This window comes from Streptomyces sp. NPDC048442 (assembly GCF_040651475.1).
Lineage (GTDB): Bacteria > Actinomycetota > Actinomycetes > Streptomycetales > Streptomycetaceae > Streptomyces.
Window position 1 is genome coordinate 42,183 of the sequence record NZ_JBEZKB010000005.1, and the last position, 24,284, is coordinate 66,466.

The window sequence follows — 24,284 nt, forward strand, 5'->3', positions numbered from 1 at the left end:
GGACCACCGAGATGCCGGCCACGGCCAGAAGAACGTCAGGCGCACGTCCCGCCGCAGCACGCGGCGGGACACCGGCCGGGGCCCCGCGCGGCCCCGGTGGTCCCCGCAAGCTGTACGAGCAGGTCCGCAGGGCCTGGGACCGCCCCCTGACGGCCTACTACGTCATCCTCGGCAGCGCGCTCCTCATCACGGGTCTGGGCCTGGTGATGGTCTACTCCGCGTCGATGATCAAGGCTCTCCAGCTCCATCTGGTCAGCTCGTACTTCTTCCGCAAGCAGTTCCTGGCCGCCGCCATCGGCGCCGTGCTGCTGCTGGCCGCCGCCCGGATGCCGGTCAAGCTGCACCGTGCGCTCTCCTACCCGCTGCTGGCCGGCACGGTCTTCCTGATGGCGCTCGTCCAGGTCCCCGGGATAGGGCGCGCGGTCAACGGCAACCAGAACTGGATCTCCCTCGGCGGCCCCTTCCAGCTCCAGCCCAGCGAGTTCGGCAAGCTGGCCCTCATCCTGTGGGGCGCGGACCTGCTCGCCCGCAAGCAGGACAAGCACCTGCTGGCCCAGTGGAAGCACATGCTGGTGCCGCTCGTGCCGGTGGCCTTCATGCTGCTCGGGCTGATCATGCTCGGCGGGGACATGGGCACCGCGATCATCCTCACCGCGATCCTTTTCGGCCTGTTGTGGCTGGCGGGTGCGCCGACCCGGCTGTTCGCGGGCGTCCTGGGCATCGCCGGATTCCTCGGCTTCGTACTCGTCAAGACCAGTTCCAACCGGATGGCCCGCCTCGACTGCGTACTGAGCACCGAGATGGGCCCCGAGGGGCAGTGCCAGCAGGCCGTGCACGGAATCTACGCCCTCGCATCCGGCGGCTGGTTCGGATCCGGGCTCGGTGCGAGTGTGGAGAAATGGGGTCAACTCCCCGAGCCCCACAACGACTTCATCTTCGCCATCACCGGCGAGGAACTGGGTCTGGCGGGGACACTGTCGGTACTCGCCCTGTTCGCGGCCCTAGGCTATGCGGGTATCCGCGTGGCCGGACGCACGGAGGACCCCTTCGTGAGGTACGCAGCGGGAGGTGTGACCACTTGGATCATGGCGCAGGCCACGATCAACATCGGTGCGGTGCTCGGCCTGTTGCCGATCGCCGGTGTCCCGCTCCCGCTGTTCTCGTACGGGGGCTCGGCGCTGCTGCCGACCATGTTCGCCGTAGGGTTGCTGATCGCCTTCGCGCGTGACGACCCGGCGGCGCGGGCCGCACTGGCCATGAGGCGGCCCGGGACGAGATGGAAAACGATGAGACGGCGCGTCAAAAAGCGTCCGTCCGGAGAGCGGTGAATTTCGGTGCATGTCGTACTCGCCGGTGGGGGGACCGCCGGCCACATCGAGCCCGCGCTCGCCCTCGCGGACGCCCTGCGCAGGCAGGACCCCACCGTGGGGATCACGGCCCTCGGCACGGAACGGGGGCTGGAGACCAGGCTCGTACCCGAACGCGGCTACGAGCTCGGGCTGATCCCCGCCGTACCGCTGCCGCGCAAGCCCACGCCCGAGCTGATCACCGTCCCCGGACGGCTGCGCGGCACCATCAAGGCCGCCGAGCAGATCCTGGAGCGCACCAAGGCGGACTGCGTCGTCGGCTTCGGCGGCTACGTGGCACTGCCCGGCTACCTCGCGGCCAAGCGCCTCGGGGTGCCGATCATCGTCCACGAGGCCAACGCCCGGCCCGGCCTGGCCAACAAGATCGGCTCGCGGTACGCAGCCGCCGTCGCGGTCTCCACGCCCGACAGCAAGCTGCGGGGCGCCCGGTACATCGGCATCCCGCTGCGCCGCACCATCGCCACCCTCGACCGGGCGGCCGTACGCCCCGAGGCACGCGCCGCGTTCGGGCTCGACCCGAACCTGCCGACGCTGCTGGTCTCCGGCGGCTCGCAGGGCGCCCGCCGCCTCAACGAGGTGGTCCAGCAGGCCGCTCCGTACCTCCAGCGCGCCGGAATCCAGATCCTGCACGCGGTCGGCCCGAAGAACGAACTGCCGCGCGTGGACAACATGCCCGGAATGCCGCCCTACATCCCGGTACCGTACGTGGACCGGATGGACCTGGCGTACGCGGCGGCCGACATGATGCTCTGCCGCGCGGGCGCCATGACCGTCGCCGAACTCTCCGCCGTCGGGCTCCCCGCCGCCTACGTCCCGCTGCCCATCGGCAACGGTGAACAGCGGCTGAACGCCCAGCCGCTGGTCAACGCGGGCGGCGGGCTGCTGGTGGACGACGCGGTCCTCACCCCCGAGTGGGTGCAGGCCAACATCCTGCCGGTGCTCGCCGATCCGCACCGGCTGTACGAGATGTCGCGCGCGGCATCGGAGTTCGGCCGCCGGGACGCCGACGAGCTGCTCGTCGGCATGGTCTACCAGGCGATCGCAGCACGCCGGGCCGGCTGACCGGCCCCCGACACAGGAGGCAAGAGGCACGTGGCCGGACCGACGACCCGCGAACGCGGTACGAAAGCGAAGTCGGGCCCGGCCACGCCCCGGGCGCCCCGGAAGGGACGCGCGGGCGGGCGGCTGCGGATTCCCGTCAGCCGCCCGGTCGTTCTCCTCCTCGCCCTTTCGATCCTGCTCGCCGGTGGCGCGGTCTGGGCGCTCTACGGCTCGAACTGGCTGCGCGTGGAGCAGGTGAAGACCACCGGGACCCAGGTTCTGACACCCGGTGAAGTGCTCGCGGCAGCCGCGGTTCCGACCGGAGTTCCGATGATTTCCGTCGACACGGGAGCCATAGAGGACCGGGTTCGCGAACAATTGCCCCGGATCGACACGATCGACGTGGTCCGGTCGTGGCCGCACGGAATCGGTCTGAAAGTGACGGAGCGAAAGCCGGTGCTCCTCATCGAAAAGGACGCGAAGTTCACCGAAGTGGACCGCCACGGTGTGCGGTTCGCCACTGTGACGAAAGCCCCCAAGGGGGTACCTCTCCTCGAACTGGCGGCACAGCGCTCCCCGAGCCTGCGCCGTTTCGGCGAACAGAGGCTTCTGGAGGGGGCGGTGCGCGTCACGAGCGAGCTTCCGGCGGCCCTGGCCCGTAACCTGGCGACGGTGAAGGTGACTTCGTTCGACTCGATCACACTGGACCTCGGGCACGGCCGAACTGCCTTCTGGGGCAGCGGCGAGGACAACGCGGCCAAGTCGCGTGCGCTTCTCGCTCTCATGAAAGCGGCGCCCGAAGCGGGACACTTCGACGTAAGTGCCCCCACCGCCCCGGCGGCGAGCGGGAGTTGACGGTCATTCGGCCTGGCCAGCCCCCTGGTTGGTCAGCGATATGGGTGATCACATAGGGTGAAAAGAAAAACGGGAGGTTCGGCGTGTTCGTTGAACGCGCACCACTTGTCGACTTAGTGTCCTGTTCGGAAGAGTCCAAGGAACAGACACACTGGTAACCCTAAACTTCAGCGTTAGGGTTCGGGTCGGCGTTCGGACCGTCCCAAATCGGCATCAGTCGTCGCGGCGCTGCAAACTCCGTGGCGGCACGTAAATCGAGGCGAGAGGCCTTCGACGTGGCAGCACCGCAGAACTACCTCGCAGTCATCAAGGTCATCGGTGTCGGCGGCGGTGGTGTCAATGCCATCAACCGGATGATCGAGGTCGGTCTCAAGGGCGTCGAGTTCATCGCGATCAACACCGACGCGCAAGCGCTGTTGATGAGCGACGCCGACGTCAAGCTGGACGTCGGCCGTGAACTCACCCGAGGCCTTGGCGCCGGCGCCAACCCGGACGTCGGCCGGAAGGCGGCAGAGGACCACCGCGAAGAGATCGAAGAGGTCCTCAAGGGGGCCGACATGGTCTTCGTGACGGCAGGCGAAGGCGGTGGCACCGGAACCGGTGGCGCCCCCGTCGTCGCCAACATCGCCCGCTCGCTGGGCGCCCTGACGATCGGCGTGGTCACCCGCCCGTTCACCTTCGAGGGCCGGCGGCGTGCGAACCAGGCGGAGGACGGCATCGCCCAGCTCCGCGAAGAGGTCGACACCCTCATCGTCATTCCCAACGACCGACTGCTGTCGATCAGCGACCGTCAGGTCTCTGTCCTCGACGCCTTCAAGTCGGCCGACCAGGTCCTGCTGTCCGGTGTCCAGGGCATCACCGACCTGATCACCACCCCGGGCCTGATCAACCTCGACTTCGCCGACGTCAAGTCGGTCATGTCCGAGGCCGGCTCGGCGCTCATGGGCATCGGCTCGGCGCGCGGCGACGACCGCGCGGTGGCGGCGGCGGAAATGGCGATCTCCTCGCCGCTTCTCGAAGCCTCCATCGACGGCGCCCGCGGCGTACTGCTCTCCATCTCCGGCGGTTCCGACCTCGGTCTCTTCGAGATCAACGAGGCGGCCCAGCTGGTCAGCGAGGCGGCCCACCCGGAGGCCAACATCATCTTCGGCGCCGTCATCGACGACGCCCTGGGCGACGAGGTACGGGTCACCGTCATCGCCGCCGGATTCGACGGCGGACAGCCGCCGGCCCGGCGCGAGAACGTACTGGGAGCAGGAGCGGGCAAGCGCGAGGAGCCCGCCCCGGCCTCGCGCCCGGCCCCGGAGCCCTCGCGTCCGACCGGAATCGGCTCCGTACCGATCCGCGAGGAGGCGCCGGCCCCGGTCGCGCCCGCACCGGTCAACGAGGCCCCGGCCCCGCAGCCTTCGCCGCACGTCCCGCCGGCCCGCCCGTCGTACGCGGACAGCGCGGCCGAGGAGCTGGACGTGCCGGACTTCCTGAAGTGACCGGAAGCGCTCAGTGATACAGCGGTACGACGACGAGAGCGGCGCGCACTTCGCCTTCACCGACAGGTGGGGCGGGGTGAGCGCCGTTCCGTACGAGCAGCTCAATCTCGGCGGAGCGGTCGGCGACGACCCCGACGCCGTACGGAAGAACCGCCGGCTGGCCGCCGAGTCCATGGGGCTCGACCCGGCACAGGTGGTCTGGATGAACCAGGTGCACGGGCGGGACGTCGCGGTGGTCGAAGGACCCTGGGCACCCGGCGCCGAAATCCCCTCGGTCGACGCGGTCGTGACCGCCCGTCGGGGGCTCGCCCTCGCGGTGCTCACCGCCGACTGCACCCCGGTGCTCCTGGCCGACCCGGTCGCCGGAGTGGTCGCGGCGGCCCACGCGGGCCGGCCCGGGATGCTGGCCGGGGTGGTGCCCGCGGCCGTCGAGGCGATGGTCTCGCTCGGCGCGGAACCCTCCCGTACCAAGGCCTGGACGGGGCCCGCCGTGTGCGGGCGCTGTTACGAGGTGCCCGAGCAGATGCGCGCCGACGCGGCCGCGATCGAACCGGCCGCCTGGGCCGAGACCAGCTGGGGCACTCCGGCGGTCGACGTGAGCGCCGGAGTGCACGCCCAGCTCGCGGCGCTCGGGGTGCGGACGCGGTCGCAGTCGCCGGTGTGCACACGCGAGTCGGGCGACCACTTCTCCTACCGGCGGGACCGCACCACGGGTCGGCTCGCCGGATATGTCTGGTTGGGCGGGTAGGACATGACGGACCGTATGGAAAGCGCCGAGGCCTCCGGGCTCCCGGCACGCAAGGACCAACTCGCCTCGAACCTGGCACAGGTGGAGGAACGTATCTCTTCCGCTTGTGCAGCTGTCGGGCGCGCGCGTGAAGAAGTGACCCTGATCGTGGTCACCAAGACCTACCCGGCGAGCGATGTCCGGCTGCTCGCCGAGCTGGGGGTGCGTCATGTCGCGGAGAACCGCGACCAGGACGCGGCCCCCAAGGCCGCCGAGTGCGCGGACCTGCCGCTGACCTGGCACTTCGTCGGGCAGCTGCAGACCAACAAGGTGCGCTCGGTGGTCGGTTACGCGGACGAGGTGCAGTCCGTGGACCGGCTCAAGCTCGTCGGCTCCCTGTCCGCGGCGGCCGTACGGGCCGGGCGCGAGGTCGGCTGCCTGCTCCAGGTGGCCCTGGACGCCGAGGTGGGCGAAAGGGGCGAAAGGGGCGGCGTCTCTCCCCAAGGGGTCGAGGAGCTGGCCGCCGCGGTGGCCGCCGCGGAGGGACTCCGGCTGGACGGCCTGATGACCGTCGCTCCCCTTTCCGGGGAGTACGCGGGGCGCCAACAAGCCGCTTTCGGGGCACTGATGGAAATCTCGACCCGGCTGCGCACGGCACATCCGGCTGCCACCATGGTGTCTGCGGGAATGAGCGCGGATCTGGACGAGGCGGTGGCTGCCGGTGCGACACATGTGCGCGTCGGCACTGCGGTACTCGGTGTCCGCCCTCGCCTCGGGTAACGTCGCGAAGCAGTCGGACCACAGCAGAAAATATGGTCATCCCCACTATTCGGGGGCAGGCCCAGTGGATCGCGGGCACTTGGTGACGAGGCCGATCCACCACAGAGCGGAGGACTCAGGAAATGGCCGGCGCTATGCGCAAGATGGCGGTCTACCTCGGCCTCGTGGAGGACGATGGGTACGACGGCCGGGGCTTTGACCCCGACGACGACTTCGAACCCGAGCCGGAGCCGGAGCGTGACCACCGTCGCCACCAGCCCCCGCACCAGGCCGAGCGGGAGCGGGACGAACCGGTACGAGTGGCACAACCCCCGGCCCCCCGCGAGCCCGTTCAGCTTCCGGTGGAAAGCGGACGACCCGCACGAATTGCCCCCGTGGCATCCATCACACCTGAACGCCCGAGCCTGGAGAAGAACGCACCGGTGATCATGCCCAAGGTCGTGTCCGAGCGGGAGCCGTACCGCATCACCACGCTGCACCCCCGGACCTACAACGAGGCCCGTACCATCGGGGAACACTTCCGCGAGGGCACTCCGGTGATCATGAATCTCACGGAGATGGACGACACCGACGCGAAGCGACTTGTCGACTTTGCCGCGGGACTCGTCTTCGGTCTGCATGGCAGCATTGAGCGAGTGACGCAGAAGGTGTTCCTGTTGTCGCCTGCTAACGTCGATGTCACGGCGGAGGACAAGGCCCGTATCGCAGAGGGCGGTTTCTTCAACCAGAGCTGACAGAGCCGAGAGCAACACAACCGGAAACAACCGGCCTTGAGGCCGAACTGAGGCGAGAGCCAGGGGAGAGGGACGCAGGGGAATGGGCATCGCACTGGACGTGATCTACATCGCGCTGATGTGCTTCCTCGTCGTGCTGATTTTCCGGCTCGTCATGGACTACGTTTTTCAGTTCGCCCGCTCATGGCAACCCGGCAAGGCGATGGTGGTCGTTCTTGAGGCCACTTACACTGTCACCGATCCACCGCTCAAGCTTCTGCGGCGGTTCATTCCGCCGCTGCGTCTCGGGGGCGTGGCACTCGACCTGTCCTTCTTCGTTCTGATGATCATCGTCTACATCCTGATCAATGTTGTGAACAGCATTGGGCGCGGGATGTGAGCGATACGGTCTTGCCGACTGCCGACGACTACGTAGAGGTGAAGAAGAGATGCCGCTGACCCCCGAGGACGTGCGGAACAAGCAGTTCACGACCGTCCGCCTCCGAGAAGGCTACGACGAGGACGAGGTTGATGCCTTCCTCGACGAGGTCGAGTCCGAGCTGACCCGTCTGCTCCGCGAGAACGAGGACCTGCGGGCCAAGCTCGCCGCAGCGACCCGTGCGGCCGCGCAGAACCAGCAGCAGGGCATGCGCAAGCCCGAACCGCAGGACAACCGGCCCGGTGGACCGGGCGCGCCCGTTCCCGCGGCCATATCCGGACCGCCTCAGCAGCAGCAACAGCAGCAGCAGCCGCAGATGGGGCAGCCCCAGCAGCAGGGCGGTCCGCTCCAGCTCCCGGCCGGTCCCGGTGGCCACGGCCCCGGCCCGCAGCAGGGCCAGCACGGTCCCGGTCCGATGGGCCAGGGTCCGATGCAGGGCCAGCACGGCCCCGGCCCGATGGGCCAGAACCCGATGCAGCAGGGCGGCCCGATGGGCCAGCAGCAGGGTATGGGCCAGCAGCAGGGCATGGGCCAGGGCCCGATGGGCGGTCCCATGGGACAGCCCCCGATGCAGCAGCAGCCGCAGCAGCAGCAGATGCCGCAGCCCGGTGGGGACAGCGCCGCGCGTGTGCTCTCGCTGGCGCAGCAGACCGCTGACCAGGCGATCGCGGAGGCCCGTTCCGAGGCCAACAAGATCGTCGGCGAGGCCCGTTCGCGTGCCGAGGGCCTGGAGCGGGACGCCCGTGCCAAGGCCGACGCACTGGAGCGGGACGCGCAGGAGAAGCACCGCGTCGCGATGGGCTCGCTGGAGTCCGCCCGCGCCACGCTGGAGCGCAAGGTCGAGGACCTGCGCGGCTTTGAGCGCGAGTACCGTACGCGGCTGAAGTCCTACCTGGAGTCGCAGCTGCGTCAGCTGGAGACCCAGGCCGACGACTCGCTGGCTCCGCCGCGGACCCCGGCGACGGCTTCGCTGCCGCCGGCCCCGCAGATGAGCAACTCGATGGCTCCGGCCGGTGCGGGTTCGATGGGTCACTCCATGGGCGGCAACCCGTCGATGGGCGCGCCCTCTCCGATGGGCGGCGGTCAGTCCAACGGCGCTCCGTCGTACGGCGGTCAGCAGCAGATGACGCCGGCGATGACCCAGCCGATGGCACCGGTGCGGCCGCAGGGTCCGCAGCCGATGCAGCAGGCGCCTTCGCCGATGCGTGGGTTCCTGATCGACGAGGACGACAACTGAGGCGGTTGGTGCGCGTGATGAGCGCGTAGCCGTCGGCAGGCTGGGGGCGGGCCCTGGGACCTTTTGGTCCTGGGGCCCGCCCTTTTGCGTGGCGGGGGGGGCGGTGTCGGGGGCGTGCGGTCGTGGAGGGGCGTGCTCTGCGTGGGGGCCGCCCCCTTGCCCACCCTTCCCCAAGCTCTCGGCTTCGCTCGAGCAGGGGAGACCCCACTGCCCCCGGGGGGCGGCCCCGCTGCCCAAGGAGGCTAGGGAGGGCTAGGGAGTGTTTTTGGGGGCGCGGGGAACTGCGCGATCAGCCACGGCGTACCCGCGCGAAGGACACCCGTGCCCCGCGTAAATGGGAAGGGCCCGGAGGCAACAGCCTCCGGGCCCTTCACGTTTGTTCGGGCGGGTCAGACCTTGCGCAGGTGGAAGGTCAGGGAGAGGGGCTCGTCCGTGAAGGGGGAGCCGTAGGTGGAGTCAGGGGCGCCCTGTGCGTAGTCCGTTGCCAGGACCTCCTCGGAGATGAGGGAGGCGTGGTGGGAGAGGGCTTCGGACGTTTCCGGGGAGGAAGAGGTCCAGCGGACCGCGATACGGTCCGCGACGTCCAGGCCGGAGTTCTTGCGGGCCTCCTGGATCAGGCGGATCGCGTCGCGGGCCAGGCCCGCCTTGCGGAGCTCCGGGGTGATTTCGAGGTCGAGGGCGACCGTGGCACCGGAGTCCGAGGCGACGGACCAGCCCTCGCGGGGGGTCTCGGTGATGATCACCTCGTCGGGGGTGAGGGTGATCGTTTCGCCGTTCACGACCAGGGGGGCCTCACCGTCGCGGAGGGCGAGGGAGAGAGCCGCCGCGTCGGCGGCGGCCACTGCCTTCGCGACGTCCTGGACGCCCTTGCCGAAGCGCTTGCCGAGGGCCCGGAAGTTCGCCTTGGCGGTCGTGTCGACCAGCGAACCCCCCACCTCGGAGAGGGAGGACAGGGAGGAGACGTTGAGCTCCTCGGTGATCTGGGCCTGGAGTTCGGGCGAGAGGGCGGCGAAGCCCGTCGCCGCGACCAGGGCCCGGGAGAGCGGCTGGCGGGTCTTGACGCCCGACTCCGCGCGCGTGGCGCGGCCCAGCTCGACCAGGCGGCGTACGAGAGCCATCTGGGTCGACAGGGTGGGGTCGATGGCGGCCAGGTCGGGCTTCGGCCAGTCGGCGAGGTGGATCGACTCGGGGGCGTCCGGGGTGACCGGGACGACCATGTCCTGCCAGACCCGTTCCGTGATGAAGGGGGTCAGGGGGGCCATGAGCCGGGTGACCGTCTCGACGACGTCGTGCAGGGTGCGCAGGGCAGCTTTGTCGCCCTGCCAGAACCGGCGGCGCGAGCGGCGTACGTACCAGTTGGAGAGGTCGTCGACGAAGGCGGAGAGGAGCTTGCCCGCCTTCTGGGTGTCGTACGACTCCAGGGCCGAAGTGACCTGGTCGACAAGGGCGCCCAGCTCGGAGAGCAGCCAGCGGTCCAGGACCGTCCGGTCGGCGGGGGCCGGGTCGGCGGCGCTGGGCGCCCAGCCGGACGTACGGGCGTACAGGGCCTGGAAGGCGACCGTGTTCCAGTACGTGAGGAGGGTCTTGCGGACGACCTCCTGGATGGTGCCGTGGCCCACCCGCCGGGCCGCCCACGGGGAACCGCCGGCCGCCATGAACCAGCGCACGGCGTCCGCGCCGTGCTGGTCCATCAGCGGGATGGGATCGAGGGTGTTGCCCAGGTGCTTGGACATCTTGCGGCCGTCCTCGGCGAGGATGTGGCCGAGGCAGACCACGTTCTCGTAACTGGACTTGTCGAAGACCAGGGTGCCGATCGCCATCAGCGTGTAGAACCAGCCACGCGTCTGGTCGATGGCCTCCGAGATGAACTGCGCCGGGTAGCGCTTCTCGAAGACGTCCTTGTTCTTGTACGGGTAGCCCCACTGCGCGAAGGGCATGGAACCCGAGTCGTACCAGGCGTCGATGACCTCGGGCACGCGGGTCGCCGTCAGCGAGCAGCCCTCGTGGGTGCAGGTGAAGGTGACGTCGTCGATGAACGGGCGGTGCGGGTCCAGGGCGCTGTGGTCCTGGCCGGACAGCTCGGAGAGTTCGGCGCGGGAGCCGACGCAGGTGAGGTGGTCGTCCTCGCAGCGCCAGATGGGCAGGGGCGTGCCCCAGTAGCGGTTGCGGGAGAGGGCCCAGTCGATGTTGTTGTTGAGCCAGTCGCCGAAGCGGCCGTGCTTGACCGTGTCCGGGTACCAGTTGGTCTTCTCGTTCTCTTCGAGGAGACGGTCCTTGACGGCGGTCGTACGGACGTACCAGGACGGCTGTGCGTAGTAGAGCAGCGCCGTGTGGCAGCGCCAGCAGTGCGGATAGCTGTGCTCGTACGGGACATGACGGAACAGCAGACCGCGGGCGTCGAGGTCGGCGGTGAGCTGCTCGTCGGCCTTCTTGAAGAACACGCCGCCGACGAGGGGGATCTCCTCCTCGAAGGTGCCGTCCGGGCGGACCGGGTTCACGACCGGGAGGCCGTACGACTTGCAGACCACGAGGTCGTCGGCGCCGAAGGCGGGGGACTGGTGGACGAGGCCGGTGCCGTCCTCGGTGGTGACGTAGTCGGCGTTGACGACGTAGTGGGCCTCGGCCGGGAACTCGACGAGGTCGAAGGGGCGCTGGTAGGTCCAGCGCTCCATGTCGGCGCCGGTGAAGGACTCGCCGGTCACCGACCAGCCCTCGCCGAGGGCCTTTTCGAGGAGCGGTTCGGCGACGACGAGGTTCTCCTCGCCGTTGGTGGCGACGACGTAACGGACCTCCGGGTGGGCCGCGACCGCCGTGTTGGAGACGAGGGTCCAGGGGGTGGTCGTCCACACCAGGAGCGCGGCCCGGCCCGCGAGGGGGCCGCCGGTCAGCGGGAAGCGGACGAAGACCGAGGGGTCGACGACCGTCTCGTAACCCTGGGCCAGCTCGTGGTCGGAGAGGCCGGTGCCGCAGCGGGGGCACCAGGGGGCGACGCGGTAGTCCTGGGTGAGGAGGCCCTTGTTGAAGATCTCCTTGAGGGACCACCAGACGGACTCGATGTACTCCGGGTCCATGGTGCGGTACGGGTTTTCCAGGTCGAGCCAGTAACCCATCCGCTCGGTCAGCGCGGCGAAGGCGTCGGTGTGGCGGGTGACGGACTCGCGACACTTGTCGTTGAACGCGGCGATGCCGTAGTTCTCGATGTCCTTCTTGCCGGTGAAGCCGAGGTCCTTCTCGACGGCCAGCTCGACGGGGAGGCCGTGGCAGTCCCAGCCGGCCCTGCGGCCGACGTGGTAGCCCTGCATCGTACGGAAGCGGGGGAAGACGTCCTTGAAGACGCGGGCCTCGATGTGGTGGGCGCCGGGCATGCCGTTGGCGGTCGGCGGGCCCTCGTAGAAGACCCACTCCGGGCGGCCCTCGGACGCTTCGAGGGACTTCGAGAAGACCTTCGCCTGCTCCCAGAAGTCGAGCACGGCGTGCTCCAGGGCGGGCAGGTCGACCTGTGCGGGGACCGGGTTGTACTGCGGCATCGGCTTCGGCGGCGTCGGCGCTGTCATGGGGGTCTCTTCCTCCGGCGGACTTCTGGCTTCCGTCGGAGGGACGAGAGCGATGCTGCTGCTCCCGCGGTACCACCCTCCTTGACCCCGGACGACGTGCGTCCGCGGCCCCCTCATTAGGGGCGCGATGCCGGGTCTACTGGCCCGCCGCTTTCGTGGCGGGCTTTCTTCCGGCGGCTCCGGGGTGATGCTTCGCGCCGTGCTCGCCCCCGGGCTCTCACCGTCCCCGGATCGCTCATCGCTGCGTGCGGCGCTACTCGGCCCCATCGATGCCTTTCGCTTGGGCCAGTGTACGGGGCGGGGTGCGCGGCGGCAGACCGGTTTTCCGGGGGCGGGCGGGGAGCGGGCGCGGGGTGCGGGGGCGGGCCGGCCGTGACCCGAATGGGCACATGGGGCGCCGCGGGCTCCGGGCCCGCCGGTGCGGGGCGATTACCCGGCGGAGAGCTGGGCACAACGGATGCAGGTTCGTCTCGACACGACGTGGGGAGGGCGGAACCGGCGGCGTGCCCCGTTGCCGCGGCGTTGGGGTCGATTTATCGTCCCAGCACGATGCGCGTGCAAGATCACAAAATGTGAAGGGGCCGCGGCCATGGTGGCTGAGAAGAGCGCCGCAACGAAGAAAACGGCGTCGATGAGATCCACCGGAGCGGCGGCCGAAAAGCACTCCGCCGAGGAGTTCGCGGCGGCGCTGGCGGAATCGCTCGCCGAGAAGGACGCCGAGAAGGACGCGGAGAAGGACGTCGAGAAGGAGCAGGCCGGACCGGCGGCGGCGAAGCGAAGCGCTGCTGCGAAGAAGGCGCCGGCGGGCGTGTCGAAGAAGGCCGCGCCGGTGAAGAAGGCGGCCCCGGCGAAGAAGACGGTGGGGAAGAAGGCCGCCGCGGAGAGCGGGGCCGGGGTGCCGGCCGAGGAGGAAGCGGCCGGCGCCGGGGCGCCGGTGAAGAAGGCCGCCGGGAAGAAGGCGGCGGCGAAGAAGGCTCCGGCCAAGAAGGCCGGTGCCGCGAGTGCGGCTGCCGCGGATCCTGCCGCGGCGGCCGGGCAGGTGGCCGCGCCCGCGGCCGAGGGGGCGGCCGAGGCCGCGGAGACGGGAGCCGAGACGGTGGTTGCGAAGAAGAGTCCGGGCGGCGCCACGACGGCCAGGGCCACGACGGCCAAGGCCACCGCGGCCAGGAAGAAGGCGGTGCCTGCGGCCCGTGCCACCACGGCTGTGGTGCCGGGCGAGCTTGCCGTACGGCCCGGGGAGGACCCCTGGACGCCGGACGAGATCGCCGAGGCGCGCGCCGAGCTCGACAGCGAGATCCTGCGGCTGCGGGCCGAGATCGTGTCGTCCGAGGAGGCGCTGACCGGGCTGATGCGCGACTCCGGCGACGGCGCGGGCGACGACGACGCGGACACCGGGACCAAGAACATCACCCGCGAGCACGAGATGTCCCTGGCCGCCAACGCCCGCGAAATGCTGGAGCAGACCGAGCGCGCCCGCGACCGGCTGGACACCTGGACGTACGGCATCTGCGAGAACTGCGGCAAGCCGATCGGCAAGGCCCGGGTGCAGGCCTTTCCGCGCGCCACGCTCTGTGTGGAGTGCAAGCAGAAGCAGGAGCGGCGTTACTGAGTGCTTCGCTGTCGGTGCCGTCGCTCATGTGCGGCGCCGTCGTGGCTGGCCGCGCCCACGCGGCGGAGCCGCATGTCCCCTACAGCCCCGCGCCCCTATGGGGGCTTTTGGGGCGCTGCTGGCCAGCGGGGTCCGTACGTGTGTGCCGTACCCTCGTGCTCATTCAGGTACGAGGGCGAGGGACTGACGTGGCAGAGGCGGAGCGCATCATCGGTACGCCAGATGTGGAGGGAGCCGGGCCGGAGCAGTCCTCGGGTGACGAGGGCGCTGCGGAGACGGCTGCCGGGAAGACGGCGGACGCCGACAAGCGGAAGACCGATGACGGGCCGCAGGTCGGTGCCGGTTCCGGTGCCGGTGCCGACACCGCGGACGAGGCGTCGGACGGAGCGTCGGACGACGGTGCGGCGAAGCCTGCCGGGCGGGGGAAGCGGAAGCTCACGGTTCTCCTGGTGATCGCGCTCCTCGCCTACGCGCTCGACCTCGGCAGCAAGCTGCTCGTGGTGGCCAAGCTGGAGCCCAGCGGCGAGACGATCCCGCTGATCGGCGAGCTGCTGCAGCTGAGGGCGATCCGCAACGCGGGGGCCGCGTTCGGCATCGGCGAGGCGTACACGATCGTCTTCACGATCATCGCGTCCTCGGTGATCGTGGTGATCGCCAGGCTGGCGCGCAAGCTCTACAGCATGCCGTGGGCCATCGCTCTGGGGCTGCTGCTCGGCGGGGCGCTGGGCAATCTCACCGACCGGATCTTCCGTACGCCCGGCTTCCTGGAGGGGGCGGTCGTCGACTTCATCGCGCCCGCGAACTTCGCGGTCTTCAACCTCGCGGACTCGGCGGTCGTCTGCGGCGGAATCCTGATTGTGATCCTGTCGTTCCGGGGCCTGGACCCGGACGGGACCGTGCACAAGAGCTGAGGCAGGGCCCCGTCGAAGGGGCCGGGGGCGGCTTTCGGTAAGGCTTGTCGGTGTGGTCCTGCATACTCGACGGGTGAGTACGATTCCCGAGATCCGCACCCTGCCCGTTCCCGATGGCCTTGAAGGCGAGCGCGTCGACGCCGCTATTTCCCGGATGTTCGGGTTCTCCCGGACCAAGGCGGCCGAGCTCGCCGCTGCCGGAAAGGTCCAGGTCGACGGCGCGGTGGTCGGGAAGTCCGAGCGCGTGCACGGCGGGGCCTGGCTCGAGGTCGAGATGCCCGCCCCCGTCGCCCCCGTCCAGATCGTCGCCGAGCACGTCGAAGGCATGGAGATCATCCATGATGACGACGACGTGCTGGTGATCGTGAAGCCGGTGGGTGTCGCCGCGCACCCCAGCCCCGGCTGGACCGGCACCACCGTCATCGGCGGCCTCGCCGCCGCCGGCTACCGCATTTCCACCTCCGGTGCCGCCGAGCGCCAGGGCATCGTGCACCGGCTCGACGTCGGCACGTCGGGCCTGATGGTCGTGGCCAAGTCGGAGCGCGCGTACACCTCGCTCAAGACGCAGTTCCGCGAGCGTACGGTCGACAAGCGTTACCACGCCCTCGTCCAGGGTCACCCGGACCCGATGAGCGGCACCATCGACGCCCCCGTGGGCCGGCACCCGCAGCACGACTACAAGTGGGCCGTGGTCGCCGAGGGCAAGCCGTCGGTCACGCACTACGACCTCATCGAGGCGTTCCGCGCCGCGTCCCTGCTGGACATCAAGCTGGAGACGGGGCGTACGCACCAGATCCGCGTGCACATGTCCGCCCACCGCCACCCCTGCGTCGGCGACACGACCTACGGCGCGGACCCGACCATCGCGAAGCGTCTGGGCCTGACCCGGCAGTGGCTGCACGCCATGCGGCTGGGCTTCACGCACCCGGGCAGCGGCGACTGGGTCGAGTTCGAGAGCCCCTACCCGGACGACCTCCAGCACGCCCTGGACGTGATCCGCGCGGAGAGCGAGTGACCGCCTCCTCGTACACGGTGCGGGTGGCGGCGGGGCCCGAGGACATCGACGCGTGCTTCTCGGTGCGCAAGGAGGTCTTCGTCGTCGAGCAGGAAGTGCCCGCCGAACTGGAGTACGACACGTACGACACGAGTGCGGTGCACGTCCTGGCGGTCGCCGGGGACGGCACGCCGCTCGGCACCGGACGGCTGCTGTACGGCGCCGACGCGGCCGGGAAGACGGGTGCGGGACCGGAGGTCGGTTCGCTCGGGCGGCTCGCCGTGAGCGGGGCGGCGCGTGGGCTCGGCATCGGGGCGGCGCTGGTGCGCGGCATCGAGGACGCGGCGCGGACGCGCGGTCTGACCGCGATCGACCTGCACGCGCAGACGCACGCCCTGAGTTTCTACGAGCGGCTGGGGTACGTGGCGTACGGGCCGGTGTTCCTGGACGCGGACATCGACCACCGGGCGATGCGCCGGGAGATCTGACCGGGCCGGTCGGCACTGCCGCGGGTCTGACCGGGTGCGGCGCCAGTACGGCCCCGGGTCTGGCCGGGTGCGGCGCCAGTACGGCCCCCGGGTCTGACCGGGTGCGGCGCCAGGACTGCCGTGGATCTGGCCGGGCGCGGTGGCCGTGCTGCCCCGGATCTGGTCGGACGCGGTGTGCGTACGGCCGCCTGCGGACCCTTCTGCGACGTTTTGCCGCCCTTCGTGGCACGCTTGAAGCCTTGATCATCGTATGAATCACTGCTTCGAACTGCCCGGAGGGCATCCCGTGGATCAATTGGCGCTGCTGTTCGTGCTGTTGCTCGGGGCGGTGGTCTCCGTGCCGCTGGGGGAGCGGCTGGGGCTGCCCGCGCCGGTGCTGATGACGCTGGCCGGGGTGGTGCTGGCGCTCATCCCGTTCGTACCGAATCCGGACATCCCGCCGGAGTTCATCCTTCCGCTGGTGCTGCCGCCGCTGCTGTACGCGGCCGTGCAGCGGACCTCCTGGCGGCAGTTCACCGCCAACTTCCGGCCGATCCTGCTGCTGGCCGTGGCGCTCGTCTTCGTGACGACGGCGGCCGTCGCCGCCGTCGCCAATGCCGTCGTGCCCGGACTGCCCATCGCCGCAGCCGTCGCGCTCGGGGCGCTCGTCGCGCCGCCGGACCCGGTCGCCGCGACCGCCGTCGCGGGCTCGCTCGGACTGCCCCGGCGCCTGGTGTCGATCCTGGAGGGCGAAGGGCTCTTCAACGACGTCACCGCGATCGTGCTCTACCACGTGGCCATCGGCGCGGCCGTCAGCGGAACCTTCTCCTGGCCCGCCGCGATGGGCGAGCTGGTGCTGTCCGCCGTGGTCGCCGTCCTGGTGGGCGGCGGCCTCGGCTGGATCAGCAACAAGCTGATGGGCTATCTCGGCGACGCGACGCTGCAGATCGGGTTGACGCTGCTGGTGCCGTTCGTCAGCTACGTACTGGCGGAGGAGTTCCTGGGGTCGGGCGTGCTGGCCGTGCTCACGGCGGCGCTCTACCTCGCCTCGCACGCCGTCGACGCCGACGACGTGCAGGGGCGGCTCGCCGGGCAGACCTTCTGGCAGATCGTGGACACCCTGGTCACCGGGGTCGCCTTCGGCCTGATCGGCCTGGAGCTGCACTCCGTCTTCGGCCTGGCGGACGGGCGGTTCGGCGAGATGCTCGGCTGGGGCGCGCTGGTGGTGGTCGTGGTCGTCGGCGTACGGCTGCTGTGGCTGCTGCCCGCGACCTGGCTCGCGAAGCGGCTGCACAAGCTGCGCGACGTGGACGAGGACATTCCGATGAGCTGGCGGGAGACCGTCGTCATGTGGTGGGCCGGAATGCGCGGGGTGGCGTCGGTGGCGCTGGTGCTCGCGATCCCGCTCAAGACGGAGTCGGGGGAGCCGTTTCCGGCGAGGGACGAAATCCTCTTCGTCGCCTTCTGCGTGATCATGACGACGCTGGTGTTCCAGGGGCTCACGCTGCCCTGGCTGGTGCGCAAGCTGGGCGTACGGGCGGACACGGACGCCGAGCGCGACCTGGAGCACGCCCTGGCGGTACGGGCCGCGAAGGCGGCGAAGCGGCGGCTGAAGGAGATCGGGGAGGTCGAGGAACTCCCCGACGAGCTCACCGAGCGGCTGCTGCGCGGAGCCTTCGACATCGGCGCCAGGATCAGCCCCGACATCGTCGACGAGGAACGTCGCGAGGCGTACGCGACGCGGGCCGTCCGGGTGAAGGCGGCGGCCCGGATCCAGCGGGAGATGATGTCGGCCGCCCGGCACGAGGTGCTCGCCGCGCGCAACGAGCCGGGGGTGGACCCGGAGGTCGTGGACCGGGTGCTCTACCAGCTGGATGTACGCAGTCTGAGGTGAGACTCCGCCCCTGGTGCCGGTCGCGGCCGGGGGCGGGTGCATCGAAGGGTGCAGTGGGGACTCGTCACCGCTCATGACGTGCGGCGGTGATCACCCGGTGACGATGAGAAGGCAGGGCCGGGGCCTGAAGGGCCCGAGTCGCCAAGGGCCTGAGTCGCCAGGGGAGTTGAGCATGACCAAGATCGCTACGGGGAGCGCCGCGGGGACTGCCGCGGGGGTGGTGCGGACGGGCGGCGGGCGGCTGCCGCTGCTCGACGTACTGCGCGGGGCCGCGATCCTCGGCACCCTCATGACCAACGTGTGGATCTTCACCTCTCCCGGCTCCGAGTGGGGCATCCTCCAGGGCGGGATGGATTCCCCGCTCACCGACGGGACCTTCGGCGGAGCGGCGGAGGGGATCTTCCGGCTGTTCGCGGACGGCAAGTTCCTGTCGATGCTGACGGTGCTGTTCGGGGTCGGACTGGCCATCCAGTACGGATCGGCGCAGCGGCGCGGGGAGCGGTGGCCGGGGCGGTACAAGTGGCGGGCGCTGTTCCTCTTCGCCGAGGGGACCGTGCACTTCGTCTTCGTCTTCGCGTGGGACGTGCTGATGGGGTACGCGGTGACGGCGCTGGTGGTGGCCTGGACGCTGACTCGGACGGAGAGGTTCCGGCGGGTGGTGATGTGGGTGGCGGGCAGCCTACATGTGGTGGGGATGGGGCTGCTGACGGTGGTCCTGGCCACCACGGGGGACGGTTCCGGTTCCAGTTCCGGTTCCAGTTCCGGTTCCGGTGAGCCGGTCGACGCGGAGGTCGTACGCCTCTACGCCGACGGCGGGTATCTGGAGCAGATCGCCTTCCGGCTGCAGCACGCGATCGTGCTGCGGCTGGAGCCGGTGCTGACCTTCTCGCTGCTGGTGCTCCTCTTCCTGCTGGGCGTACGGCTGTTCCGGGCGGGGGCGTTCGGGGCGGACGCGGCCGGGCGGGAGATCCGGGGGCGGATGGCGCGGTGGGGGCTTGGGGTCGGTGTGCCGCTGACGGTGGCGGCGGGGGTGGGTGGAGCGGACTTCTTGCTGATCGAGCGGTACGTGGCCGCACCCGTGCTGGCGGTGGGGTACATGGGGCTGGTGGGGGTGGTCCTTGACCGGGTGCGGGGGGACGGGGTCCTGGTGACCGGCCTCTCGGCGGTGGGGCGGACCGCGCTGTCCTGCTACGTGCTGCAGAACGTGGTGTGTGTGGTGGTGGCGTACGGGTTCGGGCTGGGACTTGCGGAGCGGTTCGCCGGGGGCGGGCCTTGGTGGGTCATGGGGCTGTGGGCCGCGGTGAGTGGGGGGTTGATGGTGGGGGCGTCCTTGTGGCTGCGGAGGTTTCGGAAGGGTCCGTTGGAGGGGGTGCAGGGGTGGGTGTTGGGGCGGTAGCGGGTGTCGGTGTGGGGCGGCGTCGGGGGCGGGCGGTCGCGGAAGGGGGCTCCGCGTGGGGGCCGCCCCCTTGCCCACCCTTCCCCAAGCTCTCGGCTTCGCTCGAGCAGGGGAGACCCCACTGCCCCCGGGGGGCGGCCCCGCTGCCCAAGGAGGCTAGGGGTCGGCGGCGTCAGCCGCCCGCGGGGGCTCGGGGCTGAGGGGCAGGCATTTGGGGGCGCGGGGAACTGCGCGATCAGCCACGACGTACCCGCACAGTGCCCCGCTGCCCAAGAGGGCTCGCCGGGGTGCGCGGGTTAGCCGCGGCCTGTGTCGGGGTCGGCGGTGCGGATGGTGGCGTTGTTGGTGTGGAGTTCGGACGCGCGGGGCGGGCGGCCGTTCGACCGGTGGAGGTCGGGCCACTGGCCGTCCGGGGCGAGGACGGCGTCCGCGGTGGCGACCCGGGGGAGCGAGTACGGGTGCTTTTCGCAGAGCCAGGCGATCATCTGCTCGCGGACCGTGCACCGTACCGCCCAGATGTCGTCCGCGTCCTTCGCGGTGACCACGATCCGCACCTCGATCGTGTTCGGGGTGGTGCCGGTGAGGGCCAGGCTCCAGTCGCGGCCGTCCCAGGAGGGGGTCCGGGCGAGGATTTCCTGGAGGTGCTCGCGCATCAGGGGCAGCGGGGCGCTGTGGTCGAGCTGGAGGAAGACCGTGCCGGTCATCTGTGCGCCGCCGCGCGACCAGTTCTCGAAGGGCTTGCTGGTGAAGTAGGAGACGGGCATGGTGATCCGGCGCTCGTCCCAGGTGCGTACGGCGAGGAAGGTGAGGGTGACCTCCTCGACCACACCCCACTCGCCGTCCACGACCACCGTGTCACCTATGCGGACCATGTCGCCGAACGCGATCTGGAAGCCCGCGAAGAGATTGCCGAGCGTCGACTGGGCGGCGACACCGGCGACGATGCCGATGATTCCCGCCGACGCCAGCATCGACTTCCCGATGGCCTGCATGTTGGGGAAGGTCATGAGCATGGCGGCCACCGCGACCACGCCGACGACCGCCGTCACGATCCGCATGATGAGCGTGACCTGGGTGCGTACCCGGCGCACCCGGGCGGCGTCCCGGGACTGCTGGGAGGCATAACGCGCGTACGACGACTCGAAGACCGTGGAGGCGACCCGCACGATCAGCCACGCCGTCGCGGCGATCAGGACGAGGGACAGGACCTGTCCGATGCCCGCCTGGTGGTCCTCGACGAGCTTGAGGTTGGTCTGGTCGTACGCCCCCCGCAGCAGCGCGGTGAGCAGGACGACCATCAGGGGTGGCCGGCAGCGGCGCAGCAGCCCCCACAGCGGGGTCTCGTGGTGGCGGGCGTCGGCGCGGCGCAGGACGAGGTCGACGACCCAGCCCAGGAACAGCGTGAGCACGACCGAGCCGCCCAGCACGATCAACGGGCGCAGTACGTTCTCCATGACTTCGCGACTCCGGCGCTGGCTGGCAGGATTGCGGAATGGACATCATTCTTTTCCACTCCGTCTACGGTCTGCGCCCGGCCGTGCATGCTGCCGCCGAACGGTTGCGTGCCGCCGGGCACCAGGTGCACGTGCCCGACCTGTACGAGGGTCAAACGGCCGGCACCGCCGAGGAGGGTCAGGCCCTCCTGGACCGGATCGGCCGTGAGGAGCTGCTGCGGCGGGCCGTGGTGGCCGCGGCCCCGCACTCCGACAAGGGCCTCGTGTACGCGGGGTTCTCCTGGGGCGGGGCGGTCGCGCAGAACCTCGCGTTCGGCGACGAGAAGGCCCGTGGCCTGCTGCTTCTGCACGGCACCTCGGACCTCGCCGAGGACGCGACGGCCGACGAGCTGCCCGTGCAGCTGCACATCGCCGACCCGGATCCGTTCGAGTCGGGCGACTGGCTGAACGCCTGGTACCTCCAGATGCGGCGGGCCGGCGCGGACGTGGAGATCTACCGCTACCCGGGCGCCGGGCACCTCTTCACGGACCCGGAGCTGCCGGACTTCGACCAGGCCGCCGCCGAGCAGACCTGGAAGGTCGCGCTGGGGTTTCTGGCGACGCTGTAGGCGGGAAGGCGGGGCCGCCTCGCGGCGGCCCCGCCCCGGGGGCAACGGGGGCAACGGGGTCAACGGGGTCAACGCACGGGCTGGTACACCCGCTCCACCCGCTGCGTGCCCGACCGGGTCCGGTAGGACCTGCGCCACGCACTGGTGGCGTCCTGGCGGGTCTTGTCGGAGACCGCGTAGTAGTCCATCTGCGAGTGCTCGGCGGTGACGTCCAGGACGCCGTAGCCGTGCGAGTCCATGTCCACGTACTTCACATGGCGGTTGGCGGCCTTGACGGCGGTCGCCGCGACCAGCGAGACGGTCTGCGGGGCGACGTGCAGGATGTCGTCGAGGTTGTCCGAGGTCACCGACGTGACGACGAACTCGACTCCGGCGGAGCCCGACGACGGGTACGTCGCGGCCTTCACCGGCACGTCGTTGGCCCACGACATGTGGATGTCGCCGGTGAGGAAGACCGTGTTGCCAATACCTCGGTCCTGCAGGTGCCCGATGAGTTCCTTGCGGTCGTCCGTGTAGCCGTCCCACTGGTCGGTGTTGACCGCGAGACCCTCCTTGGGCAGGCCGACGAGCTCGGCGATCGGCTCCAGGAGGTGCGCGGGCAGGGACCCGAAGGCGACCGGCGAGATCATCACGGACGTACCGACGAGCTTCCAGGCGGCGTCGGATGCGGCCAGTCCGGACTTCAGCCAGTCCAGCTGGGCGCGGCCGGTGATCGTACGCTCCGGGGCGTCGACCTTGCCGCTGCCGACCGCCGCCTGCTGCGAGCGGAAGGAGCGCAGGTCAAGGAGGTGCAGATCGGCCAGCTTGCCCCAGCGCAGACGGCGGTAGACGGTGCCGGCGACGGAGGCGCGGACCGGCATCCACTCGAAGTAGGCCTGCTTCGCGGCTGCCGTGCGGGCCGCCCAGTCGCCCTCGGCGCCCGGGGTGTGGTTCTCGGCGCCGCCGGACCAGGCGTCGTTGGCGAACTCGTGGTCGTCCCAGATCGCGACCACCGGGTGTCTGTGGTGCAGGGCCTGGAGGTCAGGGTCCGTCTTGTACTTGCCGTGCCGGGTGCGGTAGTCGGCGAGCGAGACGATCTCGTGCTTCGGCTCGTGCTGCCGTACGACGTACTTGGCCTCGGGGTAGCCGCCCGACGCGTACTCGTAGACGTAGTCGCCGAGGTGCAGGACCGCGTCCAGGTCGGCGCGGGCCGCGAGGTGGCGGTAGGGGGAGAAGTAGCCGGACTCCCAGTTGGCGCAGGACACCACGCCGAAGCGGACCCCGGCGGTGGCGGAGTCGGCGGCGGGGGTGGTGCGGGTGCGGGCGGCCGGGGAGAACGTATCGCCGCAGGAGAAGCGGAAGTAATAGGCGGTCTCCGGGCGCAAGCCCCTTACATCGACCTTGACGGTGTGGTCGGTGGCGGCGGTCGCGGTCGTCGTCCCCCGAGCGACGACGCGGCCGAAGTCCTTGTCCTCCGCCACCTCCCAGCCGACCGCGGTGTCCGGGCCGGCGCCGGAACCGGGTACGGCCTCGGGGAGCGGGGTGATACGGGTCCAGAGCAGGATGCCGTCGGGCAGCGGGTCGCCGGAGGCCACGCCGTGCAGGAAGGCGGGGGCGGCGGAGGTCGCCGCTGCGGCGGGGAGGGCCGCCGTGCCTATGAGGGCGGGAACGGCGACGGTGGCGGCAGCGGCTTTCAGAGCCGTGCGGCGGGACGGGGTCCGTGTGGCACTGGGGACACCCGTGGCAGAAGTGAATTGACTGGTCACGGCCGATCACATTACTGATCGGTAGGCGACCCGGGTGGGTGAACGTGTAAATGTTCACCCACCCGTTGACCAGGCGTTCAGGTCCTTCTGAGGAAGCGTCAGCCCTTCAGGGCCTTGTCGAGCGCCGTCTTGAAGTCCCCCGGGGCGACGGGGGCGCTGTCGGTGCCCTCCTTGACGACCGCCTTGCCGTCCATCTTCAGGCTCGGGGTGGCCTTGACGCCGCTGCTGTCGAACTTCGCCGACATCTTCAGCGCCCACGCGTCGTAGGTGCCGGCCTTGACCGCGTCCTGGAACTTCTTGTTGCCCTTGAGGGCCGGGATCTGGTCGGCGACCTTGATGAGGTAGTTGTCGTCGGCGAACTTGTCGACGGTCTCCTCGGGGTGGTTGGCCTGCGAGTACAGCGCGCCCTTGTACGTGAGGAACGCCTCCGGGCTCACGTTCAGCGCGGCGCCCAGCGCGCTCGTCGCGTTCTTGGAGCCCTCGCCGCCCGCCATGTTGTCGATGAAGGTGGCGCCGACGTACTGGATCTTGTACTTGCCGGCGTCGACGTCCTTCTTGATCTGCTCGCCGTTCGCCTGCTCGAAGCCGGCACAGCTCGGGCAGCGCGGGTCCTCGTACAGTTCGAGGGTCTTCTTCGCGCCGGCCTTGCCGATGACGACGGTGGTGCCGTCGGTGCCGGTGGTGTGGGCGGGCTTGGTGACGGAGGCTTCCTTGGCCGCCTCCCAGGCCTTCGGCTTGTTGGCCTGGATGACGGCGTAACCGACACCGCCGGCTATCGCGAGGACGGCCACGACCGACCCGGCGACGATGAGCTGCCGCTTGGTCCTGTCCTTCTTGGCCTGCCGCTCGCGCTCGGCCTTCAGCCGCTCGCGGGCCGCCTGCTTGTTCGCCTGGTTGTTGCGTGCGCTCATGATCGTTCCAACTCCGTGGGTGCTGAACTGCCGTGTGGGGACTGCCCGGCCCGGCGGACGTACGTACGCCGCGCGGATGTGTACGCGGGTACGCG

The 24,284-nt window shown here is 70.3% G+C and carries 20 protein-coding genes; 16 read left to right on the top strand and 4 right to left on the bottom strand.

Going from position 1 to position 24,284, the window contains the following annotated elements:
- The first annotated feature begins 11 nt into the window (after positions 1-11).
- The 9 genes from ftsW to AB0D18_RS09805 all read left to right on the top strand — a co-directional run bounded on the left by ftsW (position 12) and on the right by AB0D18_RS09805 (position 8,646).
- Positions 12-1,328: a putative lipid II flippase FtsW gene (gene ftsW / locus AB0D18_RS09765; protein ID WP_362414819.1), complete on the top strand. Its 1,317-nt coding sequence runs from the start codon at positions 12-14 to the stop codon at positions 1,326-1,328.
- 6 nt (positions 1,329-1,334) lie between these two features.
- Entirely contained in the window at positions 1,335-2,429 is a 1,095-nt protein-coding gene (gene murG, locus AB0D18_RS09770) for an undecaprenyldiphospho-muramoylpentapeptide beta-N-acetylglucosaminyltransferase (protein WP_362414821.1), read from the top strand.
- A 30-nt stretch (positions 2,430-2,459) separates the two neighbouring features.
- Complete coding sequence (locus AB0D18_RS09775; protein WP_362414823.1) at positions 2,460-3,263, top strand: FtsQ-type POTRA domain-containing protein; 804 nt, start codon at positions 2,460-2,462, stop codon at positions 3,261-3,263.
- 275 nt (positions 3,264-3,538) lie between these two features.
- On the top strand, positions 3,539-4,750 hold the full coding sequence (gene ftsZ, locus AB0D18_RS09780; RefSeq protein WP_362414825.1) for a cell division protein FtsZ: 1,212 nt from the start codon (positions 3,539-3,541) through the stop codon (positions 4,748-4,750).
- Positions 4,751-4,763: 13 nt separating this feature from the next.
- Positions 4,764-5,498 (top strand): peptidoglycan editing factor PgeF, encoded by a 735-nt coding sequence (pgeF, locus tag AB0D18_RS09785; protein WP_362414827.1) that lies wholly within the window; start codon positions 4,764-4,766, stop codon positions 5,496-5,498.
- A 3-nt stretch (positions 5,499-5,501) separates the two neighbouring features.
- Entirely contained in the window at positions 5,502-6,257 is a 756-nt protein-coding gene (locus AB0D18_RS09790; protein ID WP_362414829.1) for a YggS family pyridoxal phosphate-dependent enzyme, read from the top strand.
- A gap of 122 nt (positions 6,258-6,379) precedes the next feature.
- On the top strand, positions 6,380-6,991 hold the full coding sequence (sepF, locus tag AB0D18_RS09795) for a cell division protein SepF (protein WP_362414831.1): 612 nt from the start codon (positions 6,380-6,382) through the stop codon (positions 6,989-6,991).
- An 82-nt stretch (positions 6,992-7,073) separates the two neighbouring features.
- Positions 7,074-7,370: a YggT family protein gene (locus AB0D18_RS09800; protein WP_362414833.1), complete on the top strand. Its 297-nt coding sequence runs from the start codon at positions 7,074-7,076 to the stop codon at positions 7,368-7,370.
- A 49-nt stretch (positions 7,371-7,419) separates the two neighbouring features.
- Positions 7,420-8,646: a DivIVA domain-containing protein gene (locus tag AB0D18_RS09805; protein WP_362414835.1), complete on the top strand. Its 1,227-nt coding sequence runs from the start codon at positions 7,420-7,422 to the stop codon at positions 8,644-8,646.
- Between the two features lie 389 nt (positions 8,647-9,035).
- Here AB0D18_RS09805 and ileS read toward each other — a convergent pair whose 3' ends face one another.
- On the bottom strand, positions 9,036-12,200 hold the full coding sequence (gene ileS, locus AB0D18_RS09810) for an isoleucine--tRNA ligase (RefSeq protein WP_362414837.1): 3,165 nt from the start codon (positions 12,198-12,200) through the stop codon (positions 9,036-9,038).
- Between the two features lie 631 nt (positions 12,201-12,831).
- Between ileS and AB0D18_RS09815 the strand changes: the two genes are divergently transcribed.
- The 6 genes from AB0D18_RS09815 (at position 12,832) to AB0D18_RS09840 (ending at position 19,471) form a co-directional block, all read left to right on the top strand.
- Positions 12,832-13,809, top strand: coding sequence for a TraR/DksA family transcriptional regulator (locus AB0D18_RS09815; protein ID WP_362414839.1), 978 nt, complete (start codon positions 12,832-12,834; stop codon positions 13,807-13,809).
- Between the two features lie 188 nt (positions 13,810-13,997).
- Complete coding sequence (gene lspA, locus AB0D18_RS09820; RefSeq protein ID WP_362414841.1) at positions 13,998-14,720, top strand: signal peptidase II; 723 nt, start codon at positions 13,998-14,000, stop codon at positions 14,718-14,720.
- A gap of 73 nt (positions 14,721-14,793) precedes the next feature.
- On the top strand, positions 14,794-15,735 hold the full coding sequence (locus tag AB0D18_RS09825) for an RluA family pseudouridine synthase (RefSeq protein WP_362414843.1): 942 nt from the start codon (positions 14,794-14,796) through the stop codon (positions 15,733-15,735).
- The gene (locus AB0D18_RS09830) at positions 15,732-16,202 is read left to right on the top strand and encodes a GNAT family N-acetyltransferase (RefSeq protein WP_362414845.1); all 471 of its coding nucleotides are present in this window, start codon (positions 15,732-15,734) and stop codon (positions 16,200-16,202) included. The genes AB0D18_RS09825 and AB0D18_RS09830 overlap by 4 nt, the downstream gene beginning before the upstream one ends.
- Before the next feature lie 286 nt (positions 16,203-16,488).
- A complete protein-coding gene (locus AB0D18_RS09835; RefSeq protein WP_362414847.1) occupies positions 16,489-18,075 on the top strand; it encodes a Na+/H+ antiporter in 1,587 nt (528 codons plus the stop codon).
- Between the two features lie 172 nt (positions 18,076-18,247).
- Positions 18,248-19,471 (top strand): DUF418 domain-containing protein, encoded by a 1,224-nt coding sequence (locus AB0D18_RS09840; RefSeq protein ID WP_362414849.1) that lies wholly within the window; start codon positions 18,248-18,250, stop codon positions 19,469-19,471.
- 296 nt (positions 19,472-19,767) lie between these two features.
- Here the strand turns inward: AB0D18_RS09840 and AB0D18_RS09845 are convergent, their stop codons facing one another.
- Positions 19,768-20,925, bottom strand: a complete 1,158-nt coding sequence (locus AB0D18_RS09845; protein WP_362414851.1) for a mechanosensitive ion channel domain-containing protein — start codon at positions 20,923-20,925, stop codon at positions 19,768-19,770.
- Between the two features lie 38 nt (positions 20,926-20,963).
- Between AB0D18_RS09845 and AB0D18_RS09850 the strand changes: the two genes are divergently transcribed.
- Positions 20,964-21,533, top strand: a complete 570-nt coding sequence (locus AB0D18_RS09850) for a dienelactone hydrolase family protein (RefSeq protein WP_362414853.1) — start codon at positions 20,964-20,966, stop codon at positions 21,531-21,533.
- A gap of 68 nt (positions 21,534-21,601) precedes the next feature.
- On the opposite strand, the gene AB0D18_RS09855 is transcribed toward AB0D18_RS09850, so the two are convergent.
- Both AB0D18_RS09855 and AB0D18_RS09860 read right to left on the bottom strand, forming a co-directional pair.
- Positions 21,602-23,278, bottom strand: a complete 1,677-nt coding sequence (locus tag AB0D18_RS09855) for an alkaline phosphatase D family protein (RefSeq protein ID WP_362414855.1) — start codon at positions 23,276-23,278, stop codon at positions 21,602-21,604.
- 98 nt (positions 23,279-23,376) lie between these two features.
- The gene (locus AB0D18_RS09860) at positions 23,377-24,189 is read right to left on the bottom strand and encodes a thioredoxin domain-containing protein (RefSeq protein ID WP_362414857.1); all 813 of its coding nucleotides are present in this window, start codon (positions 24,187-24,189) and stop codon (positions 23,377-23,379) included.
- Positions 24,190-24,284: the final 95 nt, after the last annotated feature.